Below are 14,514 nucleotides of genomic sequence, written 5' to 3'. Positions count from 1 at the left end.
GTCACGCCCGCGGCACGAGCGGCCTCCGAGGGGGCGGTCCGCAGGACCGGCGGCAGCGCGGCAACCCCTACTCAGGTCCCGCTCCGGCGGCCCGGACCCCTAGGGGGAGCTCCGTAGCAGGGCCCAGGGGGCGTTCCTCCCGGCGGAGGACGAGAGGGCGGTGCCCCGTTCCTTACCGTGGTCCTACACCGGGGGATGCGGTCGGCCGCAGGGGGCGGGGTGGGGAAAACCCCCCGTGAAGACTGCGCCGGGCACCACTGCGCTCGACCCCCTTCGCCACCGAGACTCGGAACGTACACAGAGACGTCCGTGCATCGACCGACATAGGAGAAAAACCGTGACAACGGCTGTAAGCATTCCCAGGCACGGGGACACTGGAGGGCGTACGGCCGTCGCAGCGCGGGCGCGGCAGGTCGTCAAGGCGTACGGGGCGGGCGAGACCCGGGTCGTGGCACTCGACCACGTCGATGTGGACATCGTCCGCGGGCAGTTCACGGCGATCATGGGTCCGTCCGGGTCCGGCAAGTCGACCCTGATGCACTGCCTGGCGGGGCTGGACACGGTGACCTCCGGTCAGATCCACCTGGCGGACACCGAGATCACCGGTCTCAAGGACAAGAAGCTCACGCAGCTGCGCCGGGACCGGATCGGCTTCATCTTCCAGGCGTTCAACCTGCTCCCGACGCTCAACGCGATCGAGAACATCACGCTGCCGATGGACATCGCGGGCCGTCGGCCCGACGCCGACTGGCTGCGGCAGGTCGTGGAGACCGTCGGTCTCGCCGAGCGCCTGAAGCACCGGCCCACGCAGCTCTCCGGCGGTCAGCAGCAGCGTGTGGCGGTTGCCCGCGCGCTCGCCGCACGGCCCGAGATCATCTTCGGTGACGAGCCCACCGGGAACCTGGACTCGCGTGCCGGAGCCGAGGTGCTGTCCTTCCTGCGCAGGTCCGTCGACGAGCTCGGACAGACCATCGTCATGGTCACCCACGACCCGGTGGCCGCCTCCTACGCGGACCGGGTCCTCTACCTCGCGGACGGATCGATCGTCGACGAGATGAAGAACCCGACGGCCGAGCAGGTGCTGGACCGGATGAAGGACTTCGACGCACGCGGGCGGACCTCATGACCGTCTGGAAGACCTCGATGCGCAACTTCCTCGCGCACAAGGGGCGGATGGCGCTCTCCGCCGTCGCCGTCCTGCTGTCGGTGGCGTTCGTCTGCGGCACGCTCGTCTTCACCGACACCATGAACACCACCTTCGACAAGCTGTTCGCGGCGACGTCCGCCGACGTCACGGTCAGCCCGAAGAAGGCGGCCGGCGCCGACGACCTCCCCGAGAACGGCAAGCCCGAGGCGCTCCCCGCGTCCGTCGTGACCGAGGTCGCCGGCGCGGACGGGGTGAAGAAGGCCGAGGGCGCGGTCACCAGCATGGCCGTCACCCTCGTCGACGGCCACAACAAGAACCTCGGGTCCGACACCGGAGCCCCGACCATCGCCGGCAACTGGACCGACAACGACCTGCGGTCGATGGAGATCACCTCCGGCCACGCCCCGCGCGGACCGACCGAGGCCATGATCGACGCCGACACCGCGGAGAAGCACCACCTGAAGCTCGGCGACGAGGTGCGCACCATCTCCGTCACCGGCGACATCGAGGCGAGGATCACCGGGATCGCCTCGTTCACCGTGACCAACCCCGGCGCGGCCGTCGTCTACCTCGACACCGCCACCGCGCAGCAGAAGCTGCTGGGCGCCCCCGGTGTCTTCACCCACATCTCGGTCACGGCCGAACCCGGTGTCGGTGACACCGAGTTGAAGAAGAACGTCGCCGCGGCTCTGGGCGGTACGGCCGCCTACAAGCTGCAGACCCAGGACGAGGCGGCGGCCGCGGGCAAGGACTCCATGGGGTCCTTCCTGGACGTCATGAAGTACGCGATGCTCGGGTTCGCCGGGATCGCCTTCCTCGTGGGCATCTTCCTGATCGTCAACACCTTCTCCATGCTGGTCGCCCAGCGCACCCGTGAGATCGGCCTGATGCGGGCCATCGGCTCCAGCCGCAAGCAGGTCAACCGGTCCGTGCTGGTCGAGGCGGTGCTCCTGGGCATCGTCGGATCGGTCCTGGGGGTCGGCGCCGGCATCGGCCTCGCCGTCGGGCTGATGAAGCTCATGGGCGCCGTGGGCATGGAGCTGTCCACCAAGGACCTCACCGTCGCCTGGACCACGCCGGTGACCGGGCTGGTGCTCGGCATCGTCGTCACCGTCCTCGCCGCGTACGTCCCGGCCCGCCGGGCCGGCAAGGTCTCCCCGATGGCCGCCCTGCGCGACGCGGGGACCCCGGCGGACGCCAGGTCCGGCTGGATCAGGGCCGCTCTCGGCCTGGTCCTCACCGGTGCCGGCACCGCGGGTCTGTGGGCCGCGACACGGGTGGACGAGGCGAGCGAGGGCTCGCTCTACCTCGGCCTGGGCGTGGTCCTCACCCTCATCGGATTCATCGTGATCGGCCCGCTGCTGGCCGGCGTGGTCGTGCGGGTGCTCGGCGTCGTCGTCCTGCGGCTGTTCGGCCCGGTCGGGCGGCTGGCGGAGCGCAACGCGCTGCGCAACCCCCGGCGTACGGGAGCGACCGGCGCGGCACTGATGATCGGCCTCGCGCTGGTGGCGTGCCTCTCGGTCGTCGGCTCCTCCATGGTCGCCTCGGCCACCGAGGAACTCGACAAGTCGGTCGGTACGGACTTCATCGTCCAGTCGGGCACCGGTCAGCTCCTCGTGCCGCAGGCCGCCGAGGCCGTCGAGAAGGTGCCGGGCATCGAGCACGTCACGGACTACAAGGTCCTCGCGGCGAAGCTCACCAACCCCGACGGCTCGACCGTGGACGAGGACGTCACCGCCGCCGACCCGACCTACCCGCAGGACCTGCGGCGCGAGACCGTCGCCGGCGACCTGGCGAAGGCGTACGGCGAGAACGCCATGTCGGTCGGATCGGACTACGCCACCCTGCACAGGATCAAGGTCGGGGACGAGCTCACCGTCGCCTTCAAGGCCGGCGACACCGCGAAGCTGAAGGTCGCCGCGATCACCTCCGACGACACGAACGTCGACCGGGGTGCGAAGTACATCAACGTCACCACCGCCGAGCGTCACGTCACCGCCGACCGGATGCCCGGGAACCTGCTCATGTTCGCGGGGGCGCAGGACGGCAAGGAGAAGGAGGCCTACGCCGCCCTCAAGAGCGCGCTCGCCCCGTACCCGCAGTACAAGGTGCAGAACCAGGCCGACTTCAAGGAGGACCTGAAGGACCAGATCGGCCAGCTGCTGAACATCGTGTACGGCCTGCTCGCCCTGGCGATCATCGTCGCGGTGCTCGGGGTCGTGAACACCCTCGCCCTGTCGGTGGTCGAGCGGACCCGCGAGATCGGCCTGATGCGGGCGATCGGCCTCTCCCGCCGTCAGCTGCGGCGCATGATCCGGCTGGAGTCCGTCGTCATCGCCCTGTTCGGCGCGCTGCTCGGACTCGGCCTGGGGATGGGCTGGGGCACCTCCGCGCAGAAGCTCCTGGCGCTGGAGGGACTCGGTGTCCTGGAGATCCCGTGGCCGACGATCCTCACGGTCTTCGTCGCCTCGGCCTTCGTCGGACTGTTCGCCGCCCTGGTCCCGGCCTTCCGGGCCGGCCGGATGAACGTCCTGAACGCGATCGCCACGGACGGGTGACAGTGCCCGCCGTAGGATGACTGCTCCGGCCCCGGGACGTTCCTCCAGACGTCCCGGGGCCGTTTCGTGTCCCGCTGCCTCCGTCAGGCGTGCATGACCGGCACGTCGTACTGGGGGATCCACTTGTCGCGGGTGACGATCGTCAGCCCCTCCGTCTGGGCCTGGGCGACGAGGACGCGGTCGAAGGGGTCACGGTGGAGCGGGGGGAGGCGGCCGGCCTTGACGCCGTGCCCCGCAGTGATCGCCAGGCCGGTCAGCTGGCAGTCGCGGACTCGCTCAGCCAGGTCGTCGGGCCCCGCGAGCTTCCCGGCGGACTGCTTGATGGCGATTTCCCATGGAGTCGCGGCACTGAGATACACGGCGGGCTCCGTGTCGATCAGGTCCTTGAGCTCGTCGGAGAGTTCAGGGGAGTCGTCGAGCCACCACAGGGCGACATGGGTGTCCAGCAGAAGGCGCATCAGCGCATCCCGAAGGCGTCGGCGATGTCGTCCGGAAGTTCGTCGAAGTCGTCGGGGATGTGGATCTGCCCTCGGAGGGAGCCGCGACCGGTCCGCCGTACCTTCGGATGAAGGGGCACCACCCTCGCGATGGGCTCCCCGGCCCGGCTGATCACGACCTCCTCGCCGGTCTCGACCTGCTGCAGTATGCGCGAGAAGTGGGTCTTGGCCTCGTGCACGTTGTACTGCCGGGCTGCTTCCATGACTGCCTCACAGGGCCACAGGTGGACTAGATACCGGACTAAGGCTAGCCCCGCTGCCGCCGTCCGGACAACGGCGTTCCCTCGCGCGGGTGACACACCGGCGTCGTACGCTGGAGACCCCGGCCCGTCCCACGTGTCGGGTCCTTCGCGTTGCTCACTCGCCCCACCGGACGGAACCTTCATGAGCCTGCACGGTCTGCTGGATGTCGTCGTCACCGACCCGGCGCTCTCCGAAGCGGTGAAGGCCGCCTCCGACGGCCACCGGGCCCATGTCGACCTGGTCGGGCCGCCCGCCGCGCGCCCCTTCGCCGTGGCCGCCCTGGCCCGGGACGCCGGGCGTACGGTGCTCGCAGTCACCGCGACCGGCCGGGAGGCCGAGGACCTGGCGGCCGCGCTGCGGACCCTGCTGCCCCCCGACACCGTGGCGGAGTTCCCCTCCTGGGAGACCCTGCCCCACGAGCGGCTCTCGCCCCGCTCGGACACCGTCGGCCGCCGTCTCGCGGTGCTGCGCCGGCTCGCGCACCCGCGGCCGGACGACCCGGAGACCGGTCCGGTCAGCGTGGTCGTCGCGCCGGTCCGCTCCGTGCTCCAGCCGCAGGTCAAGGGCCTCGGAGACCTGGAGCCCGTCGCGCTGAGGAGCGGGCAGACGGCGGATCTCGGCGAGGTCGTGGACGCCCTCGCGGCAGCGGCGTACGCCCGGGTTGAACTGGTCGAGAAGCGCGGCGAGTTCGCCGTGCGCGGCGGCATCCTGGACGTCTTCCCGCCGACCGAGGAGCACCCCCTCCGGGTGGAGTTCTGGGGCGACGACGTCGAGGAGATCCGCTACTTCAAGATCGCCGACCAGCGGTCGCTGGAGGTCGCCGAGCACGGGCTGTGGGCCCCGCCCTGCCGTGAGCTGCTGCTCACCGAGGAGGTGCGTGAGAAGGCCGCGGCCCTCGCGGAGGCGCACCCCGAGCTGGGCGAGCTGCTCGGGAAGATCGCGGAGGGCATCGCGGTCGAGGGCATGGAGTCCCTGGCCCCGGTGCTCGTCGACGAGATGGAGCTGCTGCTCGACGTCCTGCCGAAGGGATCCATGGCGCTGGTCTGCGACCCGGAGCGGGTGCGGACCAGGGCGGCGGATCTCGTCGCGACCAGCCAGGAGTTCCTCCAGGCGTCCTGGGCGGCCACCGCGGGCGGCGGCGAGGCCCCGATCGACGTCGGCGCGGCCTCCCTGCGGGGCATCGCCGACGTCCGCGACCGGGCCCGCGAGCTGGGCATGATGTGGTGGTCGGTGGCTCCCTTCGCCGCCGGCGACGAGGTCGACGACGACACCCTGAAGCTCGGGATGCGCGCGCCGGAGACGTACCGCGGGGACACGGCCAGGGCGCTCGCCGACACCAAGGGATGGCTCGCCGACGGCTGGCGCACGGTGTACGTCACCGAGGGGCAGGGGCCCGCCTCCCGCACCGTGGAGGTGCTCGGCGGCGAGGGCATTGCCGCCCGTCTCGACCAGGACCTGGCCGAGATCACGCCGTCGCTCGTCCACGTCTCGTGCGGCGCCATCGACAACGGCTTCGTCGACCCGGCCCTGAAGCTGGCCGTGCTGACCGAGACGGACCTGACCGGGCAGCGCACCGCCAGCAAGGACCTGGGGCGGATGCCGGCCCGCCGCCGCAAGTCCGTCGACCCGCTGACCCTCCAGGCGGGGGACTACATCGTCCACGAACAGCACGGCGTGGGCCGGTACATCGAGATGGTGCAGCGCACCGTGCAGGGCGCGACCCGCGAGTACCTCCTCGTCGAGTACGCCCCCGCCAAGCGCGGCCAGCCCGGCGACCGCCTCTACATCCCGACCGACCAGCTGGAGCAGGTCACGAAGTACGTCGGCGGGGAGGCCCCCACCCTGCACCGGCTGGGCGGCGCCGACTGGACGAAGACGAAGCAGCGGGCCAAGAAGGCGGTCAAGGAGATCGCCGCCGACCTGATCAAGCTGTACTCGGCGCGGATGGCCGCCCCCGGCCACGCCTTCGGCCCGGACACCCCGTGGCAGCGCGAGCTGGAGGACGCGTTCCCGTACGCGGAGACGCCCGACCAGCTGTCCACGATCGCCGAGGTCAAGGAGGACATGGAGAAGTCGGTCCCGATGGACCGGCTGATCTGCGGCGACGTCGGCTACGGCAAGACGGAGATCGCGGTGCGGGCGGCCTTCAAGGCGGTCCAGGACGGCAAGCAGGTCGCCGTCCTGGTGCCCACGACGCTCCTCGTGCAGCAGCACTTCGGCACCTTCACCGAGCGGTACGCCCAGTTCCCCGTCAACGTGAGGGCGCTGAGCCGCTTCCAGTCGGACACCGAGTCGAAGGCGACGCTGGAGGGGCTGAAGGACGGGTCCGTGGACCTGGTCATCGGCACGCACCGGCTGTTCTCGTCGGAGACGAAGTTCAAGGACCTGGGCCTGGTCATCGTCGACGAGGAGCAGCGTTTCGGTGTCGAGCACAAGGAGCAGCTGAAGAAGCTCCGCGCCAACGTGGACGTGCTCACCATGTCGGCGACACCCATCCCCCGTACGCTCGAAATGGCTGTGACCGGCATCCGCGAGATGTCGACGATCACGACGCCCCCGGAGGAGCGGCACCCCGTCCTGACGTTCGTCGGGCCGTACGAGGAGAAGCAGATCGGTGCGGCCGTGCGCCGTGAACTCCTGCGTGAGGGCCAGGTGTTCTACATCCACAACCGGGTCGAGTCCATCGACCGGGCGGCTGCGCGGCTGCGCGAGATCGTGCCGGAGGCACGGATCGCGACGGCGCACGGGCAGATGGGCGAGAGCCAGCTGGAGCAGGTCGTCGTCGACTTCTGGGAGAAGAGGTTCGACGTGCTGGTGTCCACGACGATCGTCGAGTCCGGCATCGACATCTCCAACGCCAACACGCTGATCGTCGAGCGCGGCGACAACTTCGGCCTCTCCCAGCTGCACCAGCTGCGCGGCCGGGTCGGCCGTGGCCGGGACCGGGGCTACTCCTACTTCCTGTACCCGCCGGAGAAGCCGCTGACGGAGACGGCGCACGAGCGTCTGGCGACGATCGCCCAGCACACCGAGATGGGCGCGGGCATGTACGTGGCGATGAAGGACCTGGAGATCCGGGGAGCGGGCAACCTGCTCGGCGGCGAGCAGTCCGGTCACATCGCGGGTGTCGGCTTCGACCTGTACATCCGGATGGTCGGCGAGGCGGTGGCGGACTACCGGGCGGCGGTGGACGGTTCCGTCGAGGAGGAGCCGCCGCTGGAGGTCAAGATCGAGCTCCCGGTCGACGCGCACGTCCCGCACGACTACGCCCCGGGCGAGCGGCTGCGCCTCCAGGCCTACCGTGCGATCGCCTCCGCGAATTCGGAGGAGGACATCAGGGCGGTGCGCGAGGAGCTCGGCGACCGCTACGGCAAGCTGCCGGAGCCGGTGGAGAACCTCCTGCTGGTGGCGGGCCTGCGGATGCTGGCCCGGGCCTGCGGTGTGGGCGAGATCGTGCTCCAGGGGCCGAACATCCGCTTCGCTCCGGTGGAGTTGCGGGAGTCGCAGGAGCTGAGGCTGAAGCGTCTCCACCCGAAGACGGTCATCAAGCCGGGCGCCCACCAGATCCTGGTGCCGCGGCCGACGGCCGGCCGGATCGGCGGGAAGCCGGTGGTGGGGCGCGAACTCCTCTCGTGGACCGGGGAGTTCCTCACGACGATTCTGGGCTCGTAAGCCCGCTCGCCGGGCTCCGCGGCTGTTCGCCGAAGAGGAGTCCGGCGAGGACGCGGAACACCTCGGCGGGGTCCCGCCCGTCGACGGGGCCGTCCAGGTTGCCGCTGAGCAGCAGGGTGGCGAAGCCGTGGGCGAGTGACCAGGCGGCGATGCCGGCGAGCCGGGCGTCGTCGCCCCGGCCGGCGTCGGAGAGGCCGCTGACCCCGGTGCGCAGCGCCTCGGTGGCGCGCGCCTTCGCGGCGAGCAGGCCGGGGTCGTCGGCGCGGTGGAGCTCGGGGCGGAACATCACCTGGAAGTACGCGGGGTGCCCGGTCGCGAAGCGTACGTAGGCGACGCCCCGCTCCCGCAGGTCCGGTGCCTGCGCCAGGGCGTCGGCGAACAGGGTGTAGCCCTCGGCGGCGACCGCGGTGAGCAGGCCGGTGCGGTCCTTGAAGTGGTGGGCGGGCGCGGCGTGCGAGACGCCTGCCCGGCGGGCCAGGTCACGCAGGGACAGGGCGTCGGGGCCGTCGGCGGCGATGACGTCGAGGGCGGCGGTGAGGACGGCCCGCCGCAGGTCGCCGTGGTGATAGGTGCGCTCACTGGTCATGGCACGTAACCGTACGCCGAATCTAGTCATTGACAAGTTGGTGGACGGAGCGCACTCTGGGTATCTAGTCGCTGTCAAGATTGATGGGGTCGCGGGAGGCCGGCATGTCGGATGAACTGGGGTTCGTACGCAGGATGTGGCATCTGCTGGAGCCACTGCACGCCGTCGTCTACTACGCGCCGGAGGCCTTCGAGGAGGCCGCCGCGCTGGGCCTCGCCACGGACGAGCGCTGGCCGGGCTACTTCGCGTGGCGTGCCGCCCCGCTGGGAGCCGTCGGGGCGGACCGGGTGACCGGGGTGTTCCACAGCTTCAGCCCGGCGATGACCGGCGCGTACGTCCCGGCGGGCTGGTCCGTGGCCGCCCCGGACGAGGTGCTCGCGGCCAGGGCGCGGGCGGTCGACCGGGCCTACCGCGCCCTCTTCGGCGACCGCGTCGACGGCCCTGAGTTCGCCGGGGCCGCTGCCCTCGCGCGGCGCGTGGCATCGGCCGCGGACGTGACCGGACGTCCGCTCGCCGCGGCCAACGCGGCCCTGTCCTGGCCGGACGCGCCGCATCTGGTGCTCTGGCACGCCGCGACGATCCTGCGGGAGCACCGGGGGGACGGTCATGTCGCGGCGCTCGAGGCGGCGGGCCTGGACCCGGTGGAGTCGCTGGTCTCCTTCGCGGCGGTCGGCGCCGCCCGCCCGGAGGTGTTCGAGAGCCGGGGATGGAGCGCGGCCGAGTGGGAGGCCGCCCGTGGCCGACTGGCGGAGCGCGGGCTGCTGGAGGCGGACGGGACGGCCACGGTCGCCGGGCGGGCGCTGCGCGCGGAGGTCGAACGGCGCACGGACGAGAGCGCGTCGGCGCCCTGGGCCGTGCTCGGCCCGGACGAGCGGGAGCGGCTCGTGGAACTGCTGGGGCCGGTCTGGGTGGGGGTGATCGGCTCGGGACTGCTGCCGTCCGAGACGACGCTGGGCATCGGGAAGGTGTGAGCGCCCGGCGGCCCGGTTCCGGCCCGCGGCCTGGTCCGGCCCGGCGGCCTGGTCCGGCCCGGCGGCCCGGTTCCGCTGGGGGGGCCCGGACGGGCCCGCGCCCTGGTTCCGGCGGGGGCCCCGGCTGCCGGGCGCAGGGGTGATCCGGGGGTGCGGGTGAGCGCGTCGGGTGAGCCCGTCCTCTCTCGCCCCGTGTCGCGAGGCGCGCCAGGCCCCTAACCTGGTTCGCTGTGACGCCTCTTCGTACAGTGAGCTCCCGAAACCGCCTGCGCCTTCTCTCCCTCGCGACCGTGGCCCTGTCCGGCTCCTGGGCCCTGACCGGGTGCGAGGGCCTGGACCTGCCCGAATCCGGGCAGTCCTCCGGGGCCGCGGCCCCGGCGGCCGCCGGCAGCGCGCTGAAGGCGGCCGAAGGTCTCACGGTGAAGGGGCGGGCACCGAAGACCGGTTACGAGCGGGAGGAGTTCGGGTCCGCCTGGGCCGACACCGACGACAACGGCTGCGGCACCCGCGACGACATCCTCGCCAAGCAGCTCGACGACGTCTCCCGGGACTCCGACGGCTGCAAGGTCCTCAGCGGCGTACTCGACCCCGACCCGTACACGGGTACGCGCGTCACCTTCGAACGCGGGCGCAGCAAGGTGGACATAGACCACCTCGTCGCCCTGTCCGACGCCTGGCAGAAGGGTGCCCAGAAGTGGAGCGACGGCAAGAGGCGGGCCTTCGCCAACGACCCGCTGAATCTGGTGGCGGCCGATTCGTCCACCAACCGCAGCAAGGGGGACGGCGACACCGCGACGTGGCTGCCGCCCAACAAGGACTACCGCTGTGACTACGTGGCCGGGCAGGTCTCGGTGAAGAAGAAGTACGGGCTGTGGGTGACCGAGGCCGAGCTGGGCGCCATGAAGAAGGTGCTGGCCGGATGTCCGGACCAGAAGCTGGTCGCGGGGGGTAACCCCACGGACGCGCCCGCCCGTTGAGCCGCGGGCCGTTCCCGGGCCGCGGTGCTGGACCGGGCCGGGCGTGTGGATACTGGGCGGATGTGGAAGTGGCGGCTGACGGCCGTGGGGGCGAATCTTCTGCTCGGGGTGCCGGGCATCGTTCCCTGGTGGCTGGTCTGGTACATCCTGGCGAACGGTCCGCTCGCGAACGCCGGCGTGACCCAGCGGGAGCCGACGGAGAACGACGGCATGATGCTGTGGCTGGTCATCGCCGTGCCGGTGTGGGCGGTGTTCGGGATCATCTGGTGGCTGGCCAACGAGCCAGTGGGACGCAGGTCGGCCATGGATCCCCTCGTGTACTGGCCGGCCGGCGCGCTGCTGACCCTGGTGCCGACGGGGGTGCTCATCGCCCTCACCTTGTCGTGAGGATGCCGGAGCGCGTGGGGAGGCGTCAGGGTTCGCGTCGGCCGCCCGTGAAGGAGTCGGCGGCGGGGGCCGGCGTCTCCGGCGTCGCCATATGGACGTGAAGACCACCATGCTCGCCGAGCGGCCCGAACCGGCCGGAGCGCCGGCCGAGATGCCCGGGCGCCGGACGGCCCGGTGTGGCACCGGACGGCCCGAGGGTGGACCCGGACGGCCTGAGTGGTGTGGCCCCGGCCGGCCTGAGACCCCGGCCGGCCTGAGACCCCGGCCGGCCTGAGACCGCGGCCGGCCTGAGACCGCGGGGCCGGCCCGCCCCGAGGGGGTGGCCGGCCCTGGCGGTGGGCGGTCCTTCGTCGCACGCGGCCCGTCGTGTCAGAGCTTCAGCTCCCACTGGCTCGCGTCCCAGTCGAAGCCGGGGCCGACCTCGACGGTCAGGTTCTTCGCGTCGGCCGGGGCGTCGAAGGCGTACTTCGCCGTGATCTTCTTGCCCGGCAGGACCGTGCCGCTGAAGCCCTCGCCGGTCTTGTCGTCGTAGATCTGCTCGGCGTTCACGCCGTCCTCACCGGCACGGGCGTCGACGGTGACGAGCGTCGCGTCGAACTTCTCCTTGCCCTTGTTCTCGATGACGACCGACACCGTGTAGGCGCTGTTCCCCTTGGTGTGGCCGATCGCGAACTCACTCGCGGTGTACGGGGCCGGGGCGCTGACGGTGATCTCCAGCCCGTCGTCGTAAGCGGCCGAGTCACCCGCTCTCAGGACGTCGTCGCCCTTGCCCTCGGTGCCGCCAGCCGCCCCGCCGCCGGCGGCCGGCTTCGCGGAGGCGGAGCTCTCCGCGACCGCCTTGTCGATCTCGTCCACCACGTCGTCCACGGCCTTGAACGTCAGGACGGCTCCGACCACCGACAGGATCAGCGCGACCAGCCCCAGGACCGCGCCGAACGTCGTCACGCCCTTGTTCGTGGCCTCCCCGCGCTTGACCCGTCCCCGCCCCGCCAGGCCCAGGATCAGGGCGATCAGGCCGAGGATCCCCGCGAGCCAGAAGAACAGCGGGATCAGCCCCGAGACCGTCCCGATGATGCCGAGGACGAGGGCGGAGATGCCGAGGCCGTTGCGGGCGGGACGGGTGCCCGGTGCCTGAGCGGGGGCGTACGGCTGCTGCGGCTGTGTGTACTGGGACATGGCTGTGCCCTTCCGGATGAAGAACGGGACTGTGAGCGGTTCGATGCGCCGCACCGTGGTGCGACGGGTCAATAAGACCATTGCCTGTGAACCGAGTCAACACTGAATTCGGTGTGAACGGATGGCGGGCCACTATCGGTATGCTCACCCCCACACAGCAGGCGACACGGACGTGCGCGGAACGGGAGACAGGCCAGTGCCGGACGACTCGACAGAGGTGACCGCGGCCGGAATCGCCAGGCTCGCGGGAGTGGGCCGCGCGGCGGTCAGCAACTGGCGCCGCCGGCACGCCGACTTCCCGAAACCTGTCGGGGGCACCGAGGCCAGCCCCTCCTTCGCGCTCCCCGAGGTCGAGCGGTGGCTGCGGGACCAGGGGAAGCTCGCCGAGGTGCCCCTGCGGGAACGCGTCTGGCAGCAGTTGGCCGGCCACCCCGCCGGTGCCGTCACCGCGCTCGTCCACGCCGGGTGCGCCCTCCTGCTCGTACGGGACAGACCCACCGCCTGGCTGGAGATCACCGCCGTCTCGGACGCCCGGATGGCCGGTGTCCTGCCGGCGGCCCTCGATCACGTGCTCGGCGACCGCTTCGGTCCGGAACGGGCGGTCCCCACCCCCACGGAGTCCGCGATCCTGCCGTCCGTACCCCTGCTGCGCGCCGCCGCGGACCTGGCGGCGGAGACCGGCGCCCGGCAGGCGTTCGACTTCCTCTTCGGACGTCAGCTGGACACCAACCCCCGTCAGTACACGCTCACACCCCCCGGCCTCGCCGAGCTGATGGCCGACCTCGCCGAACCGCAGAGGGACACCGCCAGGCAGGGAGGCAGGCGGGGCTCCCGGACGGTCCTCGACCCCGCCGCCGGAACAGGCGCCCTGTTGTGCGCCGTCGGCCGGCCCACGGCGCTGTACGCACAGGAGGCCGACCCGGACCTGTCCGCACTCACCGCCCTCCGGCTCGCCCTGCACTCGGAGGGGAGCGGAACAGGCCGCCTCACGCTCGCCGTCCGGACCGGCGACACCCTGCGCGCCGACGCCTTCCCCCAGCTCACCGCCGACGCGGTGCTCTGCCACCCGCCGTTCAACGAACGCAACTGGGGTCACGACGAACTGGCCTACGACCCGCGCTGGGAGTACGGCTTCCCGGCCCGCACCGAGTCCGAACTCGCCTGGGTCCAGCACGCCCTCGCCCACCTGCGCGAGGGCGGCACCGCCGTGGTGCTGATGCCCCCGGCCGCAGCCTCCCGCCGTTCGGGCCGCCGGATCCGCGCCGACCTGCTCCGCCGCGGCGCCCTGCGCGCGGTCGTCGCGCTCCCGGCCGGCGCCGCGCCCCCGTACGGCGTCCCGCTCCACATCTGGGTCCTGCGCAAGCCGGGTGCCGAGCAGTCCCCGGCGCCCGAACTGCTGCTCGTCGACACGGCGGAGCCCGAATCCGCCGGAGCCCCGTCAGGCCGTGACCGGCTGGACTGGCCGGCGGTCCGACGTGCGGTGCTCGACGCGTGGAGCCTCTTCGACGCGCCGGGGCGCCGCGAACCCGTCGAGGAGCGCCCAGGGGCCAGCCGGGCCGTCCCCGTCATCGAACTCCTCGACGACGACGTGGACCTGGCCCCCGCCCGCCACCTGCCGCCACCGGCCGCGGGCGGCGGCGCGGCCGAACTGACCCGAGTGCGGGAACGGCTGGACGGCACCCTGAGACTGACCACCCGGCTGACCCCGCCGCCCGCCGTCCCCGGCGAACCCGCCAGACGGCCCTTCACCACGGTCGGCGAACTGGCCCGCGCCGGCGCCCTGCAGCTGCGGTCGGGCACCGGCGCGGGCACCGGACCGGTGCTCACCGAACACGACGTCCTCGCGGGCACGGCCCCCAGCGGGACACCCGCCCAGCCCGCCCCGCCCGCAGACGGCGAACCGCTCCTCCTGGAAGCGGGCGACGTCATCGTGCCCGTACTGGGCGGCGGTTCGGTCGCCAGGGTCGTCGACGACGCCACCGCCGGTGCCGCGCTCGGACGCAACCTCCAGTTGCTGCGCCCCGACCCGGCCGCCCTGGACCCCTGGTTCCTCGCCGGATTCCTGCGCGGCACCGCCAACGGCCGTCAGGCCAGCAGCTACGCCTCCACCGCGACACGGCTCGACGCCCGCCGCCTCCAGGTGCCACGCCTGCCCCTGGCCGAACAGCGCAGGTACGGCGAACAGTTCAGCGCCCTCGCGGCGTTCGAGGACGCCCTGCGCGAGGCGGGACGGCTCGGCGGGCAGCTGGTGCAGGGGATGTACGACGGCCTCACGGACGGCACTGTCGCTCCGGAGTGAC

General features: G+C 72.0%; 11 protein-coding genes. 7 read left to right on the top strand and 4 right to left on the bottom strand.

Features of this window, described 5'->3' with window-relative positions:
* Positions 1–337 precede the first annotated feature (337 nt).
* The gene (locus ACIRJR_RS30110; RefSeq protein ID WP_403786405.1) at positions 338–1,126 is read left to right on the top strand and encodes an ABC transporter ATP-binding protein; all 789 of its coding nucleotides are present in this window, start codon (positions 338–340) and stop codon (positions 1,124–1,126) included.
* Positions 1,123–3,705 carry an ABC transporter permease gene (locus ACIRJR_RS30105; protein ID WP_403786403.1) on the top strand — a complete coding sequence of 861 codons (2,583 nt, stop codon included), beginning with the start codon at positions 1,123–1,125 and terminating at the stop codon, positions 3,703–3,705. Before ACIRJR_RS30110 ends, ACIRJR_RS30105 begins: the two co-directional genes overlap by 4 nt.
* An 83-nt stretch (positions 3,706–3,788) precedes the next feature.
* On the opposite strand, the gene ACIRJR_RS30100 is transcribed toward ACIRJR_RS30105, so the two are convergent.
* Entirely contained in the window at positions 3,789–4,163 is a 375-nt protein-coding gene (locus ACIRJR_RS30100; RefSeq protein ID WP_403786401.1) for a type II toxin-antitoxin system VapC family toxin, read from the bottom strand.
* Positions 4,163–4,405: a type II toxin-antitoxin system Phd/YefM family antitoxin gene (locus tag ACIRJR_RS30095; RefSeq protein WP_403786399.1), complete on the bottom strand. Its 243-nt coding sequence runs from the start codon at positions 4,403–4,405 to the stop codon at positions 4,163–4,165. The genes ACIRJR_RS30100 and ACIRJR_RS30095 overlap by 1 nt, the downstream gene beginning before the upstream one ends.
* A gap of 181 nt (positions 4,406–4,586) precedes the next feature.
* On the opposite strand from ACIRJR_RS30095, the gene mfd reads away from it, so the two are divergent.
* Positions 4,587–8,117 carry a transcription-repair coupling factor gene (mfd, locus tag ACIRJR_RS30090; RefSeq protein ID WP_403786397.1) on the top strand — a complete coding sequence of 1,177 codons (3,531 nt, stop codon included), beginning with the start codon at positions 4,587–4,589 and terminating at the stop codon, positions 8,115–8,117.
* Here the strand turns inward: mfd and ACIRJR_RS30085 are convergent.
* Complete coding sequence (locus ACIRJR_RS30085) at positions 8,095–8,703, bottom strand: TetR/AcrR family transcriptional regulator (protein WP_403786395.1); 609 nt, start codon at positions 8,701–8,703, stop codon at positions 8,095–8,097. The two genes, mfd and ACIRJR_RS30085, sit on opposite strands and share 23 nt — an antisense overlap.
* A gap of 104 nt (positions 8,704–8,807) precedes the next feature.
* Here ACIRJR_RS30085 and ACIRJR_RS30080 point away from each other — a divergent pair, with 104 nt between their 5' ends.
* The 3 genes from ACIRJR_RS30080 to ACIRJR_RS30070 all read left to right on the top strand — a co-directional run bounded on the left by ACIRJR_RS30080 (position 8,808) and on the right by ACIRJR_RS30070 (position 11,038).
* Entirely contained in the window at positions 8,808–9,674 is an 867-nt protein-coding gene (locus ACIRJR_RS30080) for a hypothetical protein (protein WP_403786393.1), read from the top strand.
* A gap of 266 nt (positions 9,675–9,940) precedes the next feature.
* Positions 9,941–10,651 (top strand): HNH endonuclease family protein, encoded by a 711-nt coding sequence (locus ACIRJR_RS30075; protein ID WP_403786487.1) that lies wholly within the window; start codon positions 9,941–9,943, stop codon positions 10,649–10,651.
* Between the two features lie 60 nt (positions 10,652–10,711).
* Positions 10,712–11,038, top strand: a complete 327-nt coding sequence (locus ACIRJR_RS30070) for a hypothetical protein (RefSeq protein ID WP_403786391.1) — start codon at positions 10,712–10,714, stop codon at positions 11,036–11,038.
* A 369-nt stretch (positions 11,039–11,407) separates the two neighbouring features.
* Here ACIRJR_RS30070 and ACIRJR_RS30065 read toward each other — a convergent pair whose 3' ends face one another.
* Positions 11,408–12,214: a DUF4352 domain-containing protein gene (locus ACIRJR_RS30065; protein ID WP_403786389.1), complete on the bottom strand. Its 807-nt coding sequence runs from the start codon at positions 12,212–12,214 to the stop codon at positions 11,408–11,410.
* A 196-nt stretch (positions 12,215–12,410) separates the two neighbouring features.
* On the opposite strand from ACIRJR_RS30065, the gene ACIRJR_RS30060 reads away from it, so the two are divergent.
* Positions 12,411–14,513 carry an N-6 DNA methylase gene (locus ACIRJR_RS30060; protein ID WP_403786387.1) on the top strand — a complete coding sequence of 701 codons (2,103 nt, stop codon included), beginning with the start codon at positions 12,411–12,413 and terminating at the stop codon, positions 14,511–14,513.
* The last annotated feature ends 1 nt before the right edge of the window (position 14,514 follow it).

The organism is Streptomyces sp. NPDC102402, from assembly GCF_044765765.1.
Lineage (GTDB): Bacteria > Actinomycetota > Actinomycetes > Streptomycetales > Streptomycetaceae > Streptomyces.
The sequence above is the reverse complement of the archived record's forward strand: the minus strand, read 5'-3'. Positions and strand labels throughout refer to the sequence as shown.

Bases quoted from the DNA above. Each gene is read 5' to 3' on its own strand.
- ACIRJR_RS30105 (WP_403786403.1), top strand. From the start codon at position 1,123: ATGACCGTCTGGAAGACCTCGATGCGCAACTTCCTCGCGCACAAGGGG.
- ACIRJR_RS30100 (WP_403786401.1), bottom strand. From the start codon at position 4,163: ATGCGCCTTCTGCTGGACACCCATGTCGCCCTGTGGTGGCTCGACGAC.
- ACIRJR_RS30095 (WP_403786399.1), bottom strand. From the start codon at position 4,405: ATGGAAGCAGCCCGGCAGTACAACGTGCACGAGGCCAAGACCCACTTC.
- mfd (WP_403786397.1), top strand. From the start codon at position 4,587: ATGAGCCTGCACGGTCTGCTGGATGTCGTCGTCACCGACCCGGCGCTC.
- ACIRJR_RS30085 (WP_403786395.1), bottom strand. From the start codon at position 8,703: ATGACCAGTGAGCGCACCTATCACCACGGCGACCTGCGGCGGGCCGTC.
- ACIRJR_RS30080 (WP_403786393.1), top strand. From the start codon at position 8,808: ATGTCGGATGAACTGGGGTTCGTACGCAGGATGTGGCATCTGCTGGAG.
- ACIRJR_RS30070 (WP_403786391.1), top strand. From the start codon at position 10,712: ATGTGGAAGTGGCGGCTGACGGCCGTGGGGGCGAATCTTCTGCTCGGG.
- ACIRJR_RS30065 (WP_403786389.1), bottom strand. From the start codon at position 12,214: ATGTCCCAGTACACACAGCCGCAGCAGCCGTACGCCCCCGCTCAGGCA.